The sequence below is a fragment of the Acidovorax sp. Q11 genome, from assembly GCF_054950075.1.
Window position 1 is genome coordinate 205,599 of sequence record NZ_JBUDZG010000003.1, and the last position, 22,121, is coordinate 227,719.

The window sequence follows — 22,121 nt, forward strand, 5'->3', positions numbered from 1 at the left end:
TACACAGTAGGGCCACAGGCGCTGGTGTGGTACCTGGGCTCGGAAGCCGATGACCAATTGGCTGCAGCCGACCCGGGGTGTTTCTCAGCGTGCGTGACGAAGTGCAGTTCGACGCGCTGTGCGAACGCTGGGGTTTTGACGACCTGGGGCAGCCCGCCGGCGCACAGGGTCAGAATTCGAAAACAGCCCTCTCCGCGCATCCACCGACGGTTTCCAGCTATCAAAACAGGAGTTTCTCGCCCTCACCCCCATCACAACCCGTCAAGGCACCACGACCGCATGCACAGCAGCCGCCGCCCGCAGCTCCGCCGCCGGGCCCGGGCGCCCGAACAGGTAGCCCTGCCAGGAGAGGCAGCCCAGGCTGATCAGCATGTCGCGCTGTTCGCAGGTTTCCACGCCTTCGGCAATCACGCCCAGGTCCATGCTGTGTGCCAGCGTCACGATGGTGCGGGCGATGCTGGCATCGTCGGCGTCGGTGAGCAGGTCGCGCACAAAGCCCTGATCGATCTTGAGCTGGTCCAGCGGCAGGCGCTTGAGGTAGCTCAGGCTGGAGTAGCCCGTGCCAAAGTCGTCCAGCGAGAAACCCACGCCGTGGCGGCGCAGCTGCTCCATGCGCTCGATGGTGTCTTCCACGTCATCGAGCAGCAGGGTTTCGGTCAGCTCCAGCTTCAGGCGGTGGGGGTTGGCGCCGGTTTCCTCCAGCACCCCCAGCACCTCGTCCACAAAGTGGCTGTGGCGGAACTGCCGCGCACTCACATTGACGGCCAGCGTCCAGTGCGCGGTGTGGGCGTCCTGGCCCCACGCCACCAGCTGCTGGCAGGCGGTGCGCAAGATCCAGGTGCCCAGCGGCACGATCAGGCCTGAGGCCTCGGCCACGGGGATGAACTCGGCGGGCGACACCAGGCCGCGCTGCGGGTGCTGCCAGCGCACCAGGGCCTCGGCGCCCACCACGCCCTGGTGCGCGTTGATCTGCGCCTGGTAGTGCAGCAAAAACTGGCCATCGCGCAGCCCCTCGCGCAGCCCGGCCTCCAGCAGCGTGCGTGCCGTCACATCGGCCTGCGTGCGCGGGTCAAAAAACCGCAGGGTGTTGCGCCCCGCGCCTTTGGCCTGGTACATCGCCATGTCGCCATGCTTGAGCAGCTCGTCCACCGATCCCCGTGCATCGGCATACAGCGCAATGCCAATGCTGCAGGCGCTGTGGTGCGACAGCCCGCACAGCAGGTAGCTCTGGCTCAGGGCGGCCAGCACCGTGCGCCCCACGGTTTCGGCCTGGGCGGCGGCTTCGGCCGCATGGGGGCTCAGCCCCTCCAGCAGCACGATGAACTCGTCGCCCCCCAGGCGGGCCACGGTGTCGCCCATGCGCACGCAGCCCGACAGGCGGGCGGCCACCTGGCGCAGCAGCTGGTCGCCCAGCTCGTGGCCCTGGGTGTCGTTGAGGTCCTTGAAGTTGTCCAGATCGACAAACAGCAGCGCCCCGCCCGTGCCCGACCGCGCGCTGGCCGCCAGGCTGTGCTGCAGGCGGTCGGTCATCAGGCGGCGGTTGGGCAGGCCAGTGAGCGGGTCGTAGAAGGCCAGCAGGCGGATCTCTTCCTCGGCCGCCTTGCGGCTGGAGATGTCAGTCTGGGTGCCCACATAGTGCGTGACCTCGCCCTCGGACGAGCGCACCGTGGTGATGGTGATCCAGGCGGGGTACTCCGTGCCATCCTTGCGCCGGTTCCACACCTCGCCCTGCCACATGCCGGTGGTGCGCAGCGCAGTTTTCATGGCGGCGTAAAAGGCGGCGTCTTGCCGGCCCGAGTGCAGCAGCCGGGGCGTCTGCCCCACCAGCTCTTCCACCGCATAGCCCGTGAGCCGCGCATAGGCCTGGTTGGCCTTGAGGATGCGCTGGTCCGGCCCGGTGACGATCATGCCCTCAAACGACTCAAACACCGTGGCAGCGATCTGCAGCGATTCCTCGGCCTTGCGGCGCTCGGTAATGTCGGTGGAAATGCCGCACAGCGCGTGGATGCTGCCGTCGGCATGGCGCAGCGGGATCTTGATCGACAGGTAGACCCGCGTCTCGCCCGTGGCCAGCTGGGTGTTCACCTCTTCCGCCTCCAGCGTCTCACCGTCCTCCAGCACGCGCCGGTCGTTGGCGCGCAGCTGCGCGGCCGTGGCGGCATCGAACACGGCCGTGTCGTCATGGCCCACCACCTCGATGGCCGATTTGCCAAACAGCTTGAGCGTGTGGTGGTTGGCGTATTGGTAGTGGTAGTCGCGGCCCTTGATGTAGATGAAGGCACCCACGCTGTCGAGGATGGTGGCCAGCTTCTGCTCGCTGTCCTGCAGGTGGCGGGTGCGCTCTTGCACCTGGCGGCGCAGCACCAGCGCTGCCAGCGCCGCCAGCAGGCCAAAAGCCAGCAGCCCTGCGAGGCTCCACCACACCAGGGGCGGCATGCCCCCCTCCTGCGCCTGCACGCCCCAGCGGCGCAGCACCTCGGCATAGGCCGGGTCGGCGCCGCTGCGCCAGTCCTGCACCGACCGGTCGATAGCCGCCAGCACATCGCCGTTGCGCCCCGGGGTGGTGGCAAAAAACAGCGTGGCGGGCTGAAACACGATGCCCGAGTCCGTCACGCCATAGCGGACCGAATGGAAGTTGCCAAACAGGTGGTTGGCAATCACCGCATCGGCCTCGCCGCGCTGCACCTGTGCAAAGGCTTCAATCAGGCTCGGGGCGTCCACCAGCGACACCTGGATGCCAAAACTGTCCATCATGTTGAGGAAGGTGGCGCGCTGCACCGATCCCTTGAGCACCGCCACCCGCTTGCCTTGCAGGTCAAACAGCGAGTGAATCGCACTGCCGTGCGCCCGGTAGATCTGCGACCAGCTGTGCAGCACCGGCAGGGTGTGGAAGTCGTACAGCCCCTCGCGCTCGGGCGTGCGGGCCACGTCGGGCATCAGGTCAAGCTGGCCTGCGCGCAGAGCGTTCAGGCAGTCCTGCCAGTTGCAGAGCACAAACTTCAGCGTCCACTGCTCACGGTCGGCCACCAGTTGCAGCAGGTCCACAAAAATGCCCGCAGCCTTGCCGTCGTCGTTGACAAACACCTTGGGCTCATTGGAATACACCCCCACCCGCAGCTCGCGCGGCGCCGCAGACGCGCTGATCGCACCGACGCCGGCCCACAGCAGTGAGATCACCACAACCCATCGCAGCACGCCCGCAGCATGGCGACTGAACCGGTAAACGCCTGAACCCACGGCCTGACTCCATCCATCAATGGCGGAAGCCGCATGGTAACGAAAGCCTGCCAACAGCTCCAAAGGCAATCTGACCGAACAGGGGTTGGAGTAGCATGTGTCCACCACGCCTCGCTCAGGAGACAGCAATGCCCCATGAACGCCGCCACTTTGTTCGCGTCAGCTTTGACGCGCCGGCCCTGCTCACCACCTCCCACGACGCGTTCAGCGTGCATGTGCTGGACCTGTCGCTCAAAGGCGCACTGATCACCGTGCCCGCTCAGGCCGAGCTGGAGCCCGGCATGCTCTGCCAGATCACCATCCCCCTGGCCGAAACCGGCAACCACATCGCCATGTCCACCGAAGTGGCCCATGTGCACGGGCTGCACACCGGCCTGCTGTGCCGGGGCATCGACCTCGACAGCGTGACCCATCTGCGCCGCCTGATCGAACTGCAACTGGGCGACCCGGCCCTGCTGGAGCGCGACCTGGGCGAGCTGACCATTGCGTCGGCTGCGTCCTGACACCGCACGGCCTGAGCCGCGCCCCCAAAAGAAAGGGCTGCACCATCGGCAGCCCCCTCTTGTCTTCCATTCTCAGAACAGGGCTGCACGCCCAATCGCTTCAGGCTACGCCGCCTCCTGCTCCTGCAGCATGCGCCACATCACCTTGCCGCTGCCGCTCTTGGGCAACGCACTCACAAACTGCACGATGCGCGGCACTTTGTAGACCGCCATGTTCTCGCGGCACCAGTCGATGATCTGCTGCTCGGTGGTGCCCTGGTGGGATGCGCGCAGCACCACCACCGCCTTCACCGTCTCGCCCCGGTAGCTGTCCTTGGCGGAGATGATGCAGGCCTCCTGGATCGCGGGGTGGCGGAACATCAGCGCCTCCACCTCGGCGGGCCACACCTTGAAGCCGCTCGCATTGATCATGCGCTTGAGCCGGTCGGTGAGGAAGAAATAGCCATCCTCATCCATGCGCCCCAGGTCGCCCGAGCGGAAAAACCGCTTGCCCTCGAACTCGATGAAGGCCGACGCCGTGGCATCGGGCCGCTTCCAGTAGCCCTCGAACACCTCGGGGCCGTGGATGATGATCTCACCCTGCTCGCCCACGGGCACCTCCTGCAAGGTGTCGGGGTCGATCACCCGCGCATCAGTGCTCATGAAGGGGATACCCAGGCACTGCTGCTTGGGGTTGTCGGGCGGGTTGGCGTGCGACGGAGCCGCCGTCTCGGTCAGGCCATAGCCCTCGGCATAGCGCAGGCCATAGTGCTCCAGCAGGCGCTGCGCAACGGCCTGGGGCATGGCCGCACCACCACCGCCGATATAGGCCAGGCTGGAGAGGTCGTAGCTTGCAAAGTTCGGGCTGCCCAGCAGGTCGATGACCATGGTGGGGATGTTGGTCCAGGTGGTTACCCGGTAGCGCGAGATCAGGCGCCCGGCCAGGTCGCGGTCCCACCGGGGCATGATGACCAGCGTGGCGCCGCAATAGATGGACGTGTGCATCACGCTCACCATGCCGGTGATGTGGAACATGGGCACCACGGCCAGCGTCACGTTGTCGGCCGAGCCATTGCCCCACAGACTGCTGGCCACCGCGTTGTGCATGACGCTTTTGTGCAGGTGCATGCAGCCCTTGGGCAAACCCGTGGTGCCGCTGGTATAGGGCAGCAGCGCCAGGTCGTGCGGGCCCACCGCCAGAGCCGGAGGGGTGTCGGTGCAGGCCACCACATCTGTCCACGCATGGGCCTCGCCACCGTCCAGCGCGGGCAGCGGGTGCCGGGTGCCCAGCCACTCCCCCCAGGCCTCAGGCGGCGCATCGGCACCCGTCACATTGACATCGAACGCATCACTGAACTGCGTCACCACCAGGTGCGCCAGGCGCTCCGACGGATGCAGCGCATTGCTCGCCTTGGCCATCTCCGGGGCCAGGTCGCCCGTGGTGATCGCCACCTTGGTGTCGGGGTCGGTGATGTAGTGCTTCAGCTCCTCGGCCCGGTTCATGGGGTTGACCGGCACCACCACTGCGTTGGCACGCAATATGCCAAAGTGCGCCATCACCAGCTGCGGGCAGTTCTGCATGCACAGCACCACCCGGTCGCCGCGCTGCACACCCAGCGCCGCCAGTCGCGCCGCCACCCGCTCAGCCCCGGCGGCCAGCTGCGAATAGGTTACGGTGCTGCCAAAAAAGACCAGCGCGGGCTTGTCCGGGTAGCGCCGGGCGTTGGTGGCCAGGTTGTCCCACAGCGAGGTGGCTGGCAGGGTGATGGAATGCGGCAGGCGGCGGGGCCAGAACTTGTGGTGCGGACGCATAGGGCGGACAGTCTCCTTTTGCCCGCAAGCCTAGATGCCATGCCAGTGCCCGGCAATGGGGGTGGCCCGGTTCGGCGTCGCCAAAGTGACCATGCGGTCGCTTGGTATGGCACGCCCGGTCCCTGTCTACGGGCACGCTATAGTTTGCTCGCTCTACCCTTGCCGGGTTTCGTGAAATTTATATGCCTGGATGCTTAAACAAGCCTCCTGTGCAAAGTCAGGCTGCAAGCCACTGGCAAGAGGAATGAGTGCCCAAAGTATCCCGCACTGTCCAGTTTATTTCGCAAGGTTTGCGAGATACACACGTTAGGCCACAAACCACCCCATGTCTGTCCCCCCACACCTTCTTCCGTTCTGGAACGAGTTCCTGCTTGCCACAGGGACGGCCGATCACGGCCGCTACTACGACGTCTGCGTCTTTGGCGACAACGAGAAACTTGCCGACGAACTGGCCGACCTGGTACTACGCGGGGTCAAGCGAGCAACCGCAGGCTCGCTATGGTCATATGAAGACCAGGGGATACGGCCCCCAAGGCCGGGAGACCTCAGCATAGTCACAGCTTGGTCAGGCCAGCCGCTATGCATCATTGAGACGCAGGCCGTCGATGTCGTGCCCTACAACGAAGTCACCGCAGAGTTTGCTGCCGTTGAAGGTGAAGGCGATGGGTCTCTTGCCTACTGGCTTGAAGGCCATCAACGGTACTTCGAGCGTGAGTGCGCCAAAGCCGGGCGCCAGTTTGATGAGAGGATGTTGCTCGCCTGCGAGACATTCAAAGTCATCTATCAACCTCGGCCAAGTGCAGCCTAACCCGTCGCTGGATGCGAGGCCTGACGGCAAACCACCAGGCCCGCCTCAACTCGAACGTTGAGTGCCCGCTTTGCCCAAGAGCCTCCGAACGTTCCTGGCCAACAGCGGGCGGCCGACTGCATCAAGGGAAACGACGACAACCGCTGCAAAGCCGCCAGACGCGCCCCACCCCCATCGCATCAGCTATTCACCTGCGCCCACAGCTTGTCCAGCCGCTTCACGCTCACCGGCTGCGGCGTGCGCAGCTCCTGCGCGAAGAAGCTCACGCGCAGTTCTTCCAGCAGCCAGCGCAGCTCTTGCATGCGCGCATCCACCGCGCCCTTGCGCTCGGCCACCAGACGCCAGTAGCGCTGCTCTTGCGGGCGCAACTCGGCCAGCTTGGCGGCATCGCGCGCGGGGTCGGCGCGGACTTTTTCCAGGCGCAGGGTGATGGCCTTGAGGTAGCGCGGAAAGTGCGCCAGCTGGCCCCAGGGCGCTTGGGCGATGAACTGCTTGGGCACCAGGCGCTGCAGCTGCTGCAGTGCGTCGGCTGTCGCATCGGGGGCGTTCTTCGTGTCCTTGATCTTGCGGGCGGCCGCCGCGTATTCGATGAGGATGGTGCCCGCCAGGCGGGCGACCTCATTGGCGATCAGCGTGAGGCGGCCCCTGCCCTCTTCCACGCGGCGTTTGAAGGCGTATTCGTCGGTGGGCAGCGGGTCAAGCAGGAAGGCACGGTCCAGCGCCACGTCGATGATCTGGGTGCGCAGCTCTTCCTGCGTGCCCAGGGGCATGTAGGCCACGGCCATCTTCTGCAGGTCGGGGATGTTCTTTTCGAGGTACTTGAGCGCGTCCTTGATCTGCAGCGCAAACAGGCGGCGCAGGCCTGCGCGGTGCTTGGCAGCGGCCACTTCGGGCTCGTCAAACACTTCAATGCTGACGGCATCGCCGCCATCGATCAGGGCCGGAAAGCCGATCAGCGTCTGCCCGGCCTTCTTGATCTCCATGAGTTCGGGCAACTCGCCAAAGGTCCAGCTGGTGTAGCGCTGGCCTGCGGGGGCCGACGGTGTGGCCTGCGCCGCTGGTGCGGGTTGCGCGGGCGCATTTGCTCCTGATTTAATAGCTGATTGCGCTTTACCATCGCGCGCAAAGGGCGTTTTTGACTCAGTTTTTTGCTCCTCAGCCGCTGCACCGCCCAGCTTGAGGCCCGCCAGCGCCTGGAAGGCGCCGCGCGCCTTGGCGCCCCATTCGGCCTTGAGGGCGCCCAGGTTGCGGCCGTGGCCCAGCTGGCGGCCGTGTTCGTCCACCACGCGGAAGTTCATGAACAGGTGGGGGCTGAGCATGTCGAGCTTGAAGTCGGCGCGCTTCACGTCGAGCGAGGTCTCGTCGCGCACCTGCTTGAGCAGTGCGTCGGTGAGGCTGCCGGTGCCAAAGCGCTCGGGCGCGTTGAACAGCTCGGCCAGCCGCGCGGCCGATTCGGGCAGCGGCACAAAGCGGCTGCGCGGGCGCTGGTGCAGGCTTTTGAGCAGCGCCTGGATCTTGTCCTTGAGCATGCCGGGCACCAGCCATTCGCAGCGCTCCTCGCTCACCTGGTTGAGCACAAACAGCGGCACCGTCACGGTGATGCCGTCGCGGGGGTCGCCGGGCTCGTGCAGGTAGGTGGCGGTGCAGTCCACGCCGCCCAGGCGCACGGTCTTGGGGAAGGCGCTGGTGGTGATGCCCGCCGCCTCGTGGCGCATGAGTTCGTCGCGCGTGAGCTTGAGCAGCTCGGGGTTGGCGCGGCTCGCGTCCTTGTACCAGCGCTCGAAGGTGGTGCCACTGCACACGTCCTGCGGCACCTGCTGGTCGTAGAAGGCGTAGATGAGTTCGTCATCCACCAGCACATCCTGGCGGCGCGACTTGTGCTCCAGCTCTTCGACCTTGGCGATGAGCTTCTGGTTGGCGGCCAGGAACGGCAGGCGGGTGTCCCACTCGCCGCCCACCAGCGCTTCGCGCAGGAAGACTTCGCGGGCGCCCTGCGGGTCCACCTTGCCAAAGTCCACGCGCCGGTTGTTGTAGACCACGATACCGTAGAGCGTGGCGCGCTCGAGTGCCGTGACCTGCGCGGCTTTTTTCTCCCAGTGCGGGTCCAGCATCTGCTTCTTGAGCAGGTGGCCGCCCACCTGCTCCAGCCACTGGGGCTCGATGGCGGCGATGCCCCGGCCGAACAGGCGCGTGGTCTCGACCAGCTCGGCCGCCACGATCCAGCGGCCCGGCTTCTTACTCAAGTGCGCGCCGGGGTGCTTGTAGAACTTGATGCCACGCGCGCCCAGGTACCAGTCTTCCTCGTCGCTCTTGACGCCGATGTTGCCCAGCAGGCCCGAGAGCATGGAGAGGTGGATCTGCTCGTAACTCGCAGGCTGGGTGTTGATCTGCCACTTGTGCTCGGTCACCACCGTGAGCAGCTGGGTGTGGATGTCGCGCCACTCGCGCAGGCGGCGGATGCTGATGAAGTTCTGGCGCAGCAGCTGCTCGTACTGGCGGTTGCTGAGCTTGTGGGTGGGCGCCGAAACGGTCGCAACGGTCGCAATGGCCGATGCGGGTGCCGCAGCCGCCACGGCACGTTGCGCCACGGGCAAATGCGCCTGTGATGGCGCCTTCTGCTGGGCCATGGTTTTTTGTGCGCGCGCCGACGGCAGGCTGGGTGCCCCGCCGCGCGCTTCGTTGATCCATTTCCAGAGCTTGAGGTAGCCGCTGAATTCGCTTTTTTCGTCGTCGAACTTGGCGTGCGCCTGGTCGGCCTGCTGCTGCGCTTCGAGCGGGCGGTCGCGCACGTCCTGCACGCTCAGGGCGCTGGCGATGACCAGCACCTCGTCGAGCGCGCGGCGCTCGCGCGCTTCCAGGATCATGCGGCCCACGCGCGGGTCCAGAGGCAGGCGCGACAGCTCCACGCCCATGGGGGTGAGTTCGTTCGCGTCGTCCACCGCGCCCAGCTCGGACAGCAGCTGGTAGCCGTCGGCAATCGCGCGGCCCGAGGGTGCCTCGATGAACGGAAACTGCCCCACGTCGCCCAGGTGCAACGACTTCATGCGCAAGATCACGCCCGCGAGCGAGCTGCGCAGGATTTCGGGGTCGGTGAAGCGCGGGCGGCTGTTGAAGTCCGCCTCCTCGTACAGGCGGATGCAGATGCCGTTGGCCACGCGGCCGCAGCGGCCCGCGCGCTGGTTGGCGGCGGCCTGGCTGATGGGCTCCACCAGCAGCTGCTCCACCTTGCTACGGAAAGAATAGCGCTTGACGCGCGCCGTGCCTGCGTCGATGACGTACCGGATGCCTGGCACAGTGAGCGAGGTCTCGGCCACATTGGTGGCCAACACGATGCGGCGGCCCGTGTGGCCGTCGAAGATGCGGTCCTGCTCGGCCTGCGACAGGCGCGCGAACAACGGCAGCACCTCGGCGTTGCGCATCACGGGCTGGTGTGACAGGTGCTTGCGCAGGTGGTCCGCCGCCTCGCGGATCTCGCGCTCGCCGGGCAGAAAGATCAGGATGTCACCCGCCGCGTTGCCCTGCCAGAGTTCATCCACGCCATCGGCAATCGCCTCGTTCAGGCCATGGTCTCGCGTCTCTTCAAACGGCCGCCAGCGTTGCTCCACCGGGAAGGTGCGGCCCGACACCATGATGACCGGGGCCGGACCCTTGGCACTCTCGAAGTGCTTGGCAAACCGGTCGGCATCGATGGTGGCCGAGGTGACGATGACCTTGAGGTCGGGCCTGCGCGGCAGGATCTGGCGGATGTAGCCCAGAAGAAAGTCGATGTTGAGGCTGCGCTCGTGCGCCTCGTCGATGATGATGGTGTCGTAGGCCTTGAGCAGCGGGTCGGTCTGCGTCTCGGCCAGCAGGATGCCGTCGGTCATGAGCTTGACGGAGGCATCGCGCGAGAGGCGGTCCTGGAAGCGCACCTTGAAGCCCACCACGTCACCCAGCGGCGTGTTCAGCTCTTCAGCAATGCGCTTGGCAACGCTGCTGGCGGCAATGCGGCGCGGCTGGGTGTGGCCGATGAGCTGGCCCTTCTGCCCGGGTTTGGCATTGCACTTGCCCCGGCCCAGCGCCAGCGCAATCTTGGGCAGCTGCGTGGTCTTGCCCGAGCCCGTTTCACCACACACGATGATGACCTGGTGCTTGCTGATGGCCGCCATGATCTCTTCACGCTTGCCCGAAACGGGCAGGGAATCAGGAAAAGTGATGCGCAGCGGCGTGGCGGGAGGAGCGGCGCGTGGGGCGGTGGGCGTGGGGGAGAGAGGCGCGGATTCGGTCATGAAGGCACGCATTATCCGAGAGCCTGGGTTTTCGGTATGTAATGCGCTCACCTTCTGCACCACGCGGCGATGTCTCCGTGCCTGGTGCGCCCCCTGGAATGACCGCATGCCTTCGCAGACATCTGCCCCCACAACCGCTGCCGACGACCGCGCCCCAGCCCGTCCCCCCTCACGCCGCAACTGGCTGACATGGGCCGGCTCCACCGCCTTGGCGCCTCTGCTGCCAGGCTGTGGGGGCAGCAACAACCCCGGGCCCCAGCTGCCAGCCACCATGGCCTGGGGCCGCCAGGAGATACGGCAGGCCATGCAGGCCAGCCGGGCGCGGGCCGCCTCCATCGCGCTGCTGCAGGGCGAGCGCCTGGTCTGGCAGGAGGCCTTTGGGGTGCTGGACGACAGTTCCCGCGCCCCTGCCACGCCCGACACGCGCTTCAACGTGGGCTCTGTGAGCAAGGTGCTGGCGGCACTGGCCGTGATGGTTTTGGTGGACCGCCAGCTGCTGGAGCTGAACGCCCCCGTGGTGCGCTACCTGCCGCAGTTCGCCATGTTGTCGCAGGGCTACCGCGACATCACGGTGCGGCACCTGCTGAACCATGCCTCGGGGCTGCCCGGCACCCACACCCACCATCTGTTTGCGTTTGCCCCGCAACCGGGCTATGCGGCAGCGCTAGAAACGGCACTGGCCGACGTGCACCTGAAGCACGCGCCCGGCGCCATGGCGGTGTACTGCAACGACGGTTTCACCCTGGTCGAGCGCATCGTGCTCGCGGTCACCGGGCAGGCCTATCCGGCGTTTGTGCAGTCGGCCATCCTCAATCCGCTGGGCATGGCACGGTCGGGCTACACATTGCAGCCCCTGCCCGCAGGCAGCTTTGCACACGGGTACATCGGCGATGCACGCCAGGGCCAGGAGTTTGTGATGGGCTACGCCACCGGCGGGCTGTGCACCACCCCGGGCGACATGATGAAGCTGGCCACCCTGCTGATGCGGGGCGGTGAACTGGATGGCCAGCGCATCGTCTCGAAAGCCGCTGTGGCCGAAATGGGCAGCGCCCAGAACCGCGGCATGCGCCTGAGCCACCTCACCCCCGACTGGTACGGGGGCCTGGGCTGGGACAGCACCCAGCACCCCGGGCTGGACGCCGCAGGCTTTGTGGCCTGGCAAAAGAGCGGCAGCACGATGTTCTATGCCAGCGACTTCTACGTGCTGCCGCAAGCGGGTCTGGCGCTGCTGATCACTGGCAGTGCGCCCGGCTTCAAGCCCGGGCCTGTAGCCGAAGGCATCCTGCTGCGCGCGCTGCAGGAAACGGGGCAGCTGCGCACCCTGCCGCCCAAGGTGTCGGCGGCCTCCCCGGCGCAGGCCACCATCTCCTCCAGCGCGGTGGACGCTCTGTTGGGCATCTACGGCTGCTCCGCCCGGCCCATCAAAGCCACCTCGCCCGACAGCCAGCAGGTGGACCTGTCGATCTGGTCTGCCAAGGCCACAAGATGGGAGCCCCTGTCCACCGGGTTGCGCCTGTGCAGCGATGGCTGGTGGTGGTCAGACGCCCAGCCCCGCACCCAGTACCGCTGGGAGCAGGCCGAAGGCCGCCGCTACCTGCTTGCGCGCGAGACGGCCACGGCCGGGCACTATGGGGTGACCACGCCGGTGGCACAGCAGATGCAGCGGGCCCCGGCACCGCTTCCGCCGCAGTGGTCGGCGCGGCTGGGCAGCACCTGGCTGCTGGCCAACGAGGCGCCCGACTCCATCCCGCTGGCCATGGGCGTGGGCGCCGCCACCCTGCAGGAGCTGCCAGACCTGCCCGGCTACCTGCTCTGGGACGACAGCCAGTTCCTGCGCCCCCTGTCGGCAGACCGCGCGGGCATGGCGGTGCAGGTGCCGCACAACGCGGGCCGCGACCTGGTGGAGCTGGTGGTGCACACGCACGACAAGGAAGAGTGGATGCACGCCGCTGGCTGGGTGTATCGCCGCCACGACTGATCCGCTCTGCAGCAGTGCACAGTGCGGGCACTGCGCGCGTGCTGTGCCCGCACTGTGCGTTTTGTGCGACATATTCGCCAGTGCCGCGCGCCCTGCGCTTGCCACGCGCAGCATGCCTCGCCACAATCGCGCCTTCTTTCAGTACTGCGCGGCCATGTCGGCCAGCCCCTGAGAGCCCTGGAGGTCACCGCTATGTTTGTTCCCTTGTTCGCTCCCGCCTGACCACTGCCCACCGCCCCGGCTGGACTGTGTTTTCACGCATCCAGCCACGGCAGACAAGCGACCTCCTGCACCCCAGTGCAGCGCTCCACAAGCCCTGGCTAATTTGCCGGGGTTTTTTGTTTGTGGAACGCACACATGAGTGCCAAAAAACTGTCTCGGGCCTTCGCCCAGGGTGAAATCAAAAAGCTGCGCCGCATGAAGCAGCCCCTGGGGCAAATCCTCCTGGAGCTTGCCCCGCCGTTGCCCCCGCGAGCCCGCAAGGCTAGGCGCGAGGAAGGCGCTGGTAAGCACCAGCAACTGACGAGCAACGACGCATTGCGGGCTCGCGGGGGCAACCCAAAGGGCCGGGGGCCGTTGCCGCATCCCGCGTCGTTGATGGCCGCTGGTAGATATGCATCCACGGCGCGGCCCTCGCCTAGCGGTATACAGCAACGGCCCCCGGCGGCGGGGCAAGCGCCAGGAGGACTTGCCCCTTTGAAGCTCGAAGCCTCGGGCCCGCCCCGAAACCCTGTGGCCGCCGCACTGGCCCAACGCAGCCTGTCCAGCGCAGCAGGCAAACACATCCGAGCCCGTGGCGCCCAGCGCCGTGCGGACACCGTCGCCCTGCGCAAGGCGACCCTGAACGCTCGCTTTACCGAGCGCGACTGACAAGAACGATAGAAAACATGGACCTTTCAACCCAAACTCCAACGCTGCCGCATGGGCAGCAACCGCCCACAGAGGCACACCGGGCCCTGCTGGCCCAGCGCCAGCAGGCGCTGGCCCACGCCGCCGAGCAGCTCAAGGCCGAGCTGTTCGGTATCGACGACGTGATCGACCGCGTGATCGATGCCATCCGCGCCTGGTATGTGCTGCCCCAGCTCATCACCCGGCCCGTCATCGTCTGCCTGTGGGGGCTGACCGGCACGGGCAAGACGCAGCTCACGCGGCGCCTGGCGCAGTTGCTGGGCTTTTACGACCGGTTTGTGGAGGTGCAGATGGACGGCTTCAGTCACGGCGCAAGCTACCGCAGCTCGTCCATCTCCGGCATGCTGGGCGACTCCGGCATCCACGAGGGCGCGCCGGGCATGCTGGTGCTGGACGAGTTCCAGCGCTTTCGCACGGTGAGCAACAAGGGCGAGGAGGTCAAGGTGGAGCGCTACCAGGATGTGTGGACGCTGCTCTCCGACGGGCGCCTGCCGCCCGCGCTGAGCGCGCTCACCAACATCGAACGCAAACTGGCCGATGCGCACTACGAGGCCGAGCGCGCCGAAGATGGCGACGGCGAGCGCGCGGGCAAGAAGCCCTACCGCTTCCAGCTCGATGCCTGGGACGCGCAGGAACTCAAACGCATGCTCAAGCTGCAGGAGCCCCTGGCCGAGATCATGCAGTGGCCGCCCGCGCAGGTACAGGCGCTGTTCACGCGCTTCCAGCAGTCGCACCACGCGTGGGAGACCGACTACAGCAAGCTGCTGGTGTTTGTGTGCGGCAACCTGGACGAGATGTACCACGAGACCGCGCAGCGCGTGGAAGACTGCGACACCGATGCCGACATCTTTCACCGCCTCACGCGCAAGCTGTCGCTCATCGACGTGAAGAAGGCGCTCGCCGAACGCTTCAAGCCCGAGCAGATTGCGCGGCTGGGCAACGAGCATGTGGTGTACCCGTCGTTCAACAAGGCGACCTATGAGCAGTTGATCCGCAATCTCTGCACGCGCTACTGCGATGACATTGCCGCCCAAGTTGGCGTGCGCTTTGCCATCGCCCAGTGCGTGCACAACGAGCTGTATGCCAACGCCGTGTTCCCCGCCCAGGGCACGCGGCCGCTGTTCTCATCGGTGCACGCCATCCTGAGCGCCAACCTCGTCAAGGCCGCGCTGTGGGTGCTGGAGCAGGCGCTGCCGCTGGGCACCACCTACCCCATCACGCTCGCAGCCGACAAGCGCCACCTGGTGGTGCAGGCCGGGGAGCAGCAGGCGCTGTTTGCCGTGACGCTGGAGCTGAACCGGCTCAAGCAACGCGCCAACGCCGACTTTCGCGCACTGCTGGCGGTGCATGAGGCCGGCCATGCGCTGGTGTATGGCCTGCTACTGGGCCAGGCCCCGCAGGAGGTGAAGATCAACATCGCATCCTTCGAAGGCGGCTACAACAGCTTTGCGGGCCTGAAGGTGACCACGCGCCAGAACGCGCTGGACATGATGTGCGTGGGCCTGGCAGGCCGTGTGGCCGAGGAGCTGGTGTTCGGCGAAATGGCCTGCACCACGGGCGCCGAGCAGGACTACAAGCAGGTGACAGCCGAGGCCGCGCGCTACATCCGCCACCACGGCTTTGGTGCCCGCCTGGCCCGCACCGACGTGACGGTGGAGATGGACCACCATATCAACACCGATGTGGCCCCCAGCAATGCCGCCATCGAGGAGCTGCTGCAGGCCCAATATCAGCGCGCAGGCGCCCTGCTGCGCCAGCACCAGAGCGCGCTGAACCGGCTGGTGGATGCGCTGATGGACCACGGCATGATCGCCCGCCCTGAGATGCAGGCGCTGATGGCCCAGAGCGGCATCGCCATCACGGTGCCGCCCGCATCGGGGCCCGATGAAGCCTTGGTGCTGGAGCCCTTTGCGGCGCGGCTGGCGGCGTTTCAGCAACACACCGACAGCACCGCTGTACCCGCTGTGGCGCCGAATGTGGCGCGGCAAAGCTCAGCATGCTTATGATGCGCGGTTTGGCGGCCCCACGGGGCCGCCCGCCGTTGCCGCTTTTTCCGTCATTCCAAGGCCCGCCCCACCGCTTGCACCGCCATGTCCGCCGTCTTCAACTTCACCTTCGTGCCCTGGTTCCGCTCGGTGGCGCCCTATATCCACAAGTTCCGCAACCAGACCTTTGTGATCGGGCTCACGGGCGAGGCAATTGCGGCGGGCAAGCTGCACAACATTGCGCAGGACTTGGCCTTGATCCAGGCCATGGGCGTGAAGATCGTGCTGGTGCACGGCTTTCGCCCGCAGGTGAACGAGCAGCTGGCGGCCAAAGGCCACGCGGCCAAATACTCCCACGGCATCCGCATCACCGACTCGGTGGCGCTCGATTGCGCGCAGGAAGCCGCAGGCCAGCTGCGTTATGAAATCGAGGCCGCCTTCAGCCAGGGCCTGCCCAACACGCCCATGGCAGGCGCCACGGTGCGAGTGATCTCGGGCAACTTCCTCACGGCGCGGCCCGTGGGCATTGTGGATGGTGTGGATTTTCAGCACTCGGGCCTGGTGCGCAAGGTGGACGTGGCGGGCATCCGGCAGACGCTGGACATGGGTGCGCTGGTGCTGCTGTCACCGTTTGGCTTCTCGCCCACGGGCGAGGCCTTCAACCTGAGCATGGAAGAAGTGGCGACCAGCGTGGCCATCGAGTTGCGGGCCGACAAGCTCATCTTCTTGACCGAGGTGCAGGGCATCCGCATGTCGCCCACCGAACCCGAAAGCGACGACAACCCCATCGACACCGAGCTGCCGCTGGCAGCAGCGCAGGCCCTGCTGGCGCAGCTGCCGCCCGCACAACAGCCCACCGACACGGGCTTCTATCTGCAGCACTGCGTGAAGGCTTGCAAGGCGGGTGTGGAGCGCAGCCACATCCTGCCGTTTGCGGTAGATGGATCGCTGCTGCTGGAGGTGTATGTGCACGATGGCATCGGCACCATGGTCATCGACGAAAAGCTCGAAGAGCTGCGCGAGGCCACGATTGACGATGTGGGCGGCATCCTGCAGCTGATTGAACCTTTCGAGAAGGACGGCACGCTGGTCAAGCGCGACCGCACCGAGATCGAGCGCGACATCGCCACCTACACCATCATTGAGCACGACGGCGTGATCTTTGGCTGCGCGGCTCTCTACCCCTACCCCGAGGCGAAAACGGCCGAAATGGCCGCTGTGACCGTGTCGCCGCAAAGCCAGGGCACGGGCGACGGCGAAAAGCTGCTCAAACGCATCGAGCAGCGCGCACGCCTGCTGGGGCTGGACAGCATTTTTGTGCTGACCACCCGCACCATGCACTGGTTCATCAAGCGCGGCTTCCAGCCCGTGGACCCGGACTGGCTGCCCGACGCACGCAAGCGCAAGTACAACTGGGACCGCAAGAGCCAGGTGCTGGTCAAGAAGCTCTGAGACCCTCGCGGGCCGTAGCCACAGCCCGCGCCACCTGTGCAATCGCCGCATCGCGCTGCTCGGGCGACGCAGCAGAGCGTGTGAGGTAGCAGGTCACCAGCACCGGGGCGCCGCCGCCCGGGGGCCACAACACGCCGACGTCGTTGGCTGTGCCGCTCTCACTGGCCGTGCCCGTCTTGTCGCCCACCTTCCAGCCCGGCACGCCCGCGCGCAGGCGCTTGTCGCCCGTGCTGGTCTCCACCAGCCAGCGCTGCAGCCAGGCGCGCGAGCTGGGTGAAAGCGCGTTGCCCAGCACCAGTTTTTGCAAGGTCTGCAGCATGGCCAGCGGCGTGGTGGTGTCGCGGGGGTCGCCCACGGCCGCCTCGTTCAATGTGGGTTCAGTGCGGTCCAGCCGCGTGGTGCCGTCGCCCAGGGAGCGCACAAAGGCCGTGAACCCCGCCGGGCCACCATGGCGCGCCATCAGCACATTGGCGGCGGTGTTGTCGCTCAGACTCACGGTGGCGGCACACAGCTCGCCCACCGTCAGGCCGCCGCCGTTGCCTGCGCGGGGGCCGCTCACGGGCGAATAGGCCACTACGTCGGCCGCTGCGTAGTGAACGCGCGCATCCAGCCGCTCCCGGCCCTGGTCCACCAGCGCCAGCATCCAGCCCGCCAACGCGGCCTTGAAGGTGCTGGCCATGGCAAAACGCTCGTCCTGGCGCCAGCCCAGGGCCAGGCCGGATCCGGTGTCCAGCATGGCCACGCCCAGGCGGCCCTGGGCGCTGCGTTCGATGGTGGCGAGGGCGTCGTTCCAAGCGCGGGCGGTCTGGTCGCGGCTGGCTGGGTTGCTGGCAGCGGCGCAACCCCACAAAGGCATGGCGGTAGCCGCCATCAAACCCAAGGAAAACTGTCTTCTTTGCATATCAAATGGAGGCGTGAAGGGAAACAAGGGCCAAACGATACGGGAGTTCTGCCCCCAGCACCATCGACAATAAGTGCCGCAAGACCCAAGAAAAACTTCCACCTTTACACAAAATGCACCTGCCGCTCAACGCCCTGCGCGCCTTCGAGGCGGCTGCACGCCACCAGAACCTCACCCGCGCGGCCGAAGAGCTGCACGTGACCCAGACCGCCGTGAGCCAGCACATCCGCAAGCTCGAAGACCGGCTGGGCAAGCCGCTGTTCCGCCGACTGCCGCGCGGGCTGGCGCTGACGGACGAGGGCCAGGCGCTGCTGCCCGTGGTGGTGGAATCGTTCAGCAACCTGCAGCGCGCGCTGGAAAAGCTGGGCGACACCCGCCCGCGCGAGGTGCTGACCGTGGGCGCCGTGGGCACCTTTGCCGTGGGCTGGCTGCTGCCCCGGCTGCGCGACTTTCAGCAGGCCTGCCCCTTTGTGGACCTGCGCCTGCTCACCCACAACAACCGGGTGGACATGGCGGGCGAGGGACTGGACTACGCCATCCGCTTTGGCGACGGCGCCTGGCACGGCACGCATGCCGAACGCATCATGGACGCGCCCATGTCGGTGATGCGCACGCCCGCGCTGGCCCATGGCCTGCGCACGGCGGCCGACCTGGCGCGGCAACCCCTGCTGCGCAGCTACCGCACCGATGAGTGGGCGGCCTGGTTTGAGGCCGCCGGTGCGCCCTGCCCCGTGGTGCGCGGCGCGGTGTTCGACTCGTCCCTCACCCTGGCCGAGGCGGCCGCCCAGGGCGCAGGCATGGCGCTGCTGCCGGTGCGCATGTTCACCCGCGAACTGCGCCAGGGCCGGCTGGTGCAGCCCTTCGCGCAGGAGCTGCACCGGGGCGCCTACTGGCTCACGCGGCTGCAGTCACGCCCCACCACCGGGGCCATGGCGGCCTTCAGCGACTGGCTGCTGGCCCAGGCGCACGCAAGCGTTGAAGAATTTGAATAAATATAGCCGTCTCCGCGCTCCCATATTGCCCGAATAGCTATCAAATTAATAGCAAACACATCCAAGGCCGCGCAGGCCACCGCCTGTGCCTACAGCGTGGGCGTGGCCAGCGCGGGGTGTTCGGCCTGCGGCTGGTCCAGGTGGTAGCCCTGCACCATGTCCACACCCAGCGTTTTCAGCATGTCCCAGATCTCTTGGCTCTCCACAAACTCTGCCACCGTGCGCCGGCCCAGTCCACGGGCCACGTCGATGATGGCGCGGACAAACACCTGGTTGTCGTGCTCGCGGGTGAGGTTGCGGATGAACAGCCCGTCGATCTTCAGCACGTCCACCTTGAGGTGTTTGAGGTAGGCAAACGATGCAAAACCCGTCCCGAAATCGTCCAGGCAGACCTGGCATCCTGTGCGGCGCAAGGTGTCGATGAACCGCTCGGCGTCGCGCAGGTCCGACACCGCCGAGGTTTCCGTCAGTTCCACCAGCAAACGCTGGGGCGCCACGCCCGCCGCCTGCAGCTGGGCCGCGATGTAAGCAGGCAGGCTGGGGTCATCGAACGAGCGCGCCGAAATGTTGATTGCCAGCGCCGGAAGATGGGGCCGCGCGCCCAGCAGGGCAATGCTTTCGCGCGCCACCCAGCGGTCAATCTCCAGGATCTTTCCGCTCTTTTCCGCATAGCCGATGAACTGCATGGGCCCGATCAGCCGCGTGGCATCGGCCTCGTCCCGCATGCGCACCAGCACCTCCAGGTGGGCCAGTTCCCCGGTCGCGGCGTCATACACCCCCTGGTAGTGCAGGCGCAGCAGGTTTCTTTCGAGCGCCCGGGAGATGCGCTCGTTCCAGGCCAGGCGGGTGATCGTCTCTTGCGACGCGTGGTGGTCGGGCCGGTAGACGGACCAGCAGTTCTTGCCCAAATGCTTGGCCTGGTACATCGCGGCATCCGCATGGGCCACCAAGTCTTGCGCGTTGTCGGCATGCTGCGGCGCCAGGGCAATGCCCAGGCTGGTGGTCAGCCTCAGGTTCTGCCCGTCGATGCACAGCGGGCCCTGCGAGATGGCGCGGACGATGCGCTCGGCCAGGCGCTGCGCGTCCTCCACCGAGGCATGGGGCATCAGCACCGCGAACTCGTCGCCCCCCAGGCGGCACAGGGTTTCGGTCTGGCGCACCAGTGCCTGCACATCGCTGCCCACACGCACCAGCACCGAATCGCCGATGCGGTGGCCAAAGGTGTCGTTGATGGCCTTGAATTCGTCCAGATCAAAAAACAGCAGGGCGCCCTGGCGGTCATGCTGATCGCGCCGATCGTACCGATCGGGCTGGCCATGCCGGTCGAACTCTCGGAAAAAGCGCAGCAACTCGTCTTCAAACCTGCGCCGGTTGTACAGGCCCGTGAGGGCATCGCGCTCAGCCAGATAGATCAGCTGCGCGGCCGTCTTGCGCTCGCGCGTCACATCCTCGTGGATACAGAGCCTGCCGATGAGGCGCTTGTCGCTGTCATGCACAGGGTGCGACGTCAGCAGCAGGGTCTGCCCGTCGCCCAGGTCCATCTCGTACCGGCTGGAAAGCCCAGGCGCCGCCAGCGCCTCTTGCGCGTGGCGTGCCAGGGCCGCCAGGGACGGCGGACCATGCCCCACCGCCTGGAAGATGTCGCAGGCCGGGCGGCCCACAAACGACGCTTCATCGCCCTCTATGCGCCAGATCTTCAAAAACGCGGGGTTGCAGTAGGTCACCTGGTTCTCGGCCGTGACAAAGAGGATGCCCAGCTTCATGGCCCCCAGAAGCGCAAACAGGCGGGCCCGCTCCTCCTCCAGGCTCACCATGTACTGGCGCCGCTCGTCCACCTCGGTCTGCAGGGCCTGCGCATGCGCCGCCGCCATGGCGCGCTTCTGGACGAGCTCGGACACCATGCCATCAAAGGCCCGGGCCAGGCGGCCCAGTTCGTCGTCGGTGCCCAGTGCGACAGGGGTCGGAGTCTGCCCCTGGCCCAGGGTATCCACGGCTTCCGTCAGGCGCTGCAGCGGGCGCACCACCAGCGTTTTCACCCTCCTGCGCAGGGACCAAAGCACCGGCATCAGCCCCAGCAGGCCAATGCCGCACAGGCCCAGCATGCCCCACATCACCAGGCCATCCACGCGCGACTGGGGCATCAGGTAGATCTGGTACCAGTGCGGCCCCCGGATGCGCGACCAGGCAATCCATTGCGTCCCGTCGGCGCTCAGGCCCGCGCCACGGTCGGCTTGCGCGCTCGACACCATGTGGTGCACCTGCTCCAGCAACGGGTCCTTCAGGCTGGCGATCTGAAGCTGTCCACTCGCAGCGGCAATGCGGTCCCGCAGGTCGGGATGGGAGATCAGATCCCCCTCCGCGCTCAAGATCAGTTGCACGCCGACCTGGTCACGCCTGGCTGCCACAGCGTCGATCAGGGTTTCAATCGACAGGTCGTGGCCTACCGTGCCCACCCAGCGCCCCTGCCAGTCCAGGGGCTGGATCACAGACACCATCCACGCCTTGGCCTGCTCATCAAAATACACCGGCGTCCAGAAGATGCGCCGCTCCGAGTTGCGCTGGGGGTCTGCGCCCCGCATGGTGGGGTAGTCGGCGTTGCTCGCGTCTGCGGTGGCGCCACTGCCCCAATCGACACCACGCGCATAGACCATCAGGCCGTCTTCCACAAAGTCCATGTAAGCGGAAAAAAATGGCGGTACCAGCGCAGGCCCCCGCTCCCTCAGCAGGTCGTAGCTGACGGCCGCGCGCACGCGCGTGGATTCGTCCGGGCCATCAGAGCCATGGTGCAGGTACAGGGTGGGCGCATTGACCGTGTCCACTTTGGCGGGCCGAAGCCGCCACAGCCCGTCCGGCCCGCGCGCAAACAGCTCATCGAACCGGCTCAGGGCGGCCTCGGTATCGGCAGCGCGCAGCCGCGTGAGCAAATCCTGCTGCAGATGTTGGGCGCTCTGCCCTGCCTGGATAAAAAGCCCCTCGACCGCCTGCGCACGCAATTCCACCGCCTGGCGCATCACCAGCGGCACCACGCGATCGGCAACGGCACTCAGCGCCACGTACCCCAGCACCGAAAGCAGGACCACCAAGCCCAGGAACAGTCCCCATATCGACAGGGACAGCCTGTGGATCACGGAAGTACGAAGCCTGGAGGTCAGCAAACAAGCCCCCTCGAAAAGGTCAGGACGCGGATTTGGCGGTGGTCCAATCGTTTCAACATGTTAATGGAATCCGGCATGGTTGAATGCCCAGTCTGGCTACCCCACAGGAGCCCCCTTCGCGGCCCTCCCCCCGTCACGGCCT

The 22,121-nt window shown here is 66.5% G+C and carries 12 protein-coding genes; 7 read left to right on the forward strand and 5 right to left on the reverse strand.

Translation table 11 applies throughout. The annotated features are described in order from the left end of the window. Positions 1 to 261 precede the first annotated feature (261 nt). Entirely contained in the window at positions 262 to 3,195 is a 2,934-nt protein-coding gene (locus tag ACYZGB_RS04640; RefSeq protein WP_462387044.1) for an EAL domain-containing protein, read from the reverse strand. Between the two features lie 170 nt (positions 3,196 to 3,365). On the opposite strand from ACYZGB_RS04640, the gene ACYZGB_RS04645 reads away from it, so the two are divergent. After that, positions 3,366 to 3,740 (forward strand): PilZ domain-containing protein, encoded by a 375-nt coding sequence (locus ACYZGB_RS04645; protein ID WP_063462789.1) that lies wholly within the window; start codon positions 3,366 to 3,368, stop codon positions 3,738 to 3,740. Positions 3,741 to 3,845: 105 nt separating this feature from the next. Here the strand turns inward: ACYZGB_RS04645 and ACYZGB_RS04650 are convergent, their stop codons facing one another. Then, positions 3,846 to 5,531 (reverse strand): long-chain fatty acid--CoA ligase, encoded by a 1,686-nt coding sequence (locus ACYZGB_RS04650; protein WP_462387045.1) that lies wholly within the window; start codon positions 5,529 to 5,531, stop codon positions 3,846 to 3,848. A gap of 325 nt (positions 5,532 to 5,856) precedes the next feature. Here ACYZGB_RS04650 and ACYZGB_RS04655 point away from each other — a divergent pair, with 325 nt between their 5' ends. Further along, positions 5,857 to 6,339, forward strand: a complete 483-nt coding sequence (locus ACYZGB_RS04655; protein WP_462387046.1) for an ASCH domain-containing protein — start codon at positions 5,857 to 5,859, stop codon at positions 6,337 to 6,339. Positions 6,340 to 6,518: 179 nt separating this feature from the next. Here the strand turns inward: ACYZGB_RS04655 and hrpA are convergent, their stop codons facing one another. Then, positions 6,519 to 10,607 (reverse strand): ATP-dependent RNA helicase HrpA, encoded by a 4,089-nt coding sequence (hrpA, locus tag ACYZGB_RS04660; protein WP_462387048.1) that lies wholly within the window; start codon positions 10,605 to 10,607, stop codon positions 6,519 to 6,521. Between the two features lie 106 nt (positions 10,608 to 10,713). Between hrpA and ACYZGB_RS04665 the strand changes: the two genes are divergently transcribed. The 4 genes from ACYZGB_RS04665 to argA all read left to right on the forward strand — a co-directional run bounded on the left by ACYZGB_RS04665 (position 10,714) and on the right by argA (position 16,931). Next, positions 10,714 to 12,585, forward strand: a complete 1,872-nt coding sequence (locus ACYZGB_RS04665; RefSeq protein WP_462387050.1) for a serine hydrolase domain-containing protein — start codon at positions 10,714 to 10,716, stop codon at positions 12,583 to 12,585. Positions 12,586 to 13,281: 696 nt separating this feature from the next. Beyond that, positions 13,282 to 13,455 (forward strand): hypothetical protein, encoded by a 174-nt coding sequence (locus ACYZGB_RS04670; protein ID WP_298457265.1) that lies wholly within the window; start codon positions 13,282 to 13,284, stop codon positions 13,453 to 13,455. Positions 13,456 to 13,472: 17 nt separating this feature from the next. Next, positions 13,473 to 15,500: an AAA family ATPase gene (locus ACYZGB_RS04675; protein WP_462387052.1), complete on the forward strand. Its 2,028-nt coding sequence runs from the start codon at positions 13,473 to 13,475 to the stop codon at positions 15,498 to 15,500. Positions 15,501 to 15,584: 84 nt separating this feature from the next. Next, entirely contained in the window at positions 15,585 to 16,931 is a 1,347-nt protein-coding gene (gene argA, locus ACYZGB_RS04680) for an amino-acid N-acetyltransferase (protein ID WP_063461764.1), read from the forward strand. On the opposite strand, the gene blaACA is transcribed toward argA, so the two are convergent. Further along, positions 16,918 to 17,832, reverse strand: coding sequence for an ACA family class A beta-lactamase (gene blaACA / locus ACYZGB_RS04685; RefSeq protein ID WP_462387054.1), 915 nt, complete (start codon positions 17,830 to 17,832; stop codon positions 16,918 to 16,920). The genes argA and blaACA overlap by 14 nt on opposite strands. Positions 17,833 to 17,945: 113 nt before the next feature. Between blaACA and ACYZGB_RS04690 the strand changes: the two genes are divergently transcribed. Then, positions 17,946 to 18,824 carry a LysR family transcriptional regulator gene (locus ACYZGB_RS04690; protein ID WP_462387056.1) on the forward strand — a complete coding sequence of 293 codons (879 nt, stop codon included), beginning with the start codon at positions 17,946 to 17,948 and terminating at the stop codon, positions 18,822 to 18,824. A gap of 89 nt (positions 18,825 to 18,913) precedes the next feature. Here ACYZGB_RS04690 and ACYZGB_RS04695 read toward each other — a convergent pair whose 3' ends face one another. Further along, positions 18,914 to 21,952: an EAL domain-containing protein gene (locus tag ACYZGB_RS04695; protein ID WP_462387058.1), complete on the reverse strand. Its 3,039-nt coding sequence runs from the start codon at positions 21,950 to 21,952 to the stop codon at positions 18,914 to 18,916. Positions 21,953 to 22,121 lie beyond the last annotated feature (169 nt).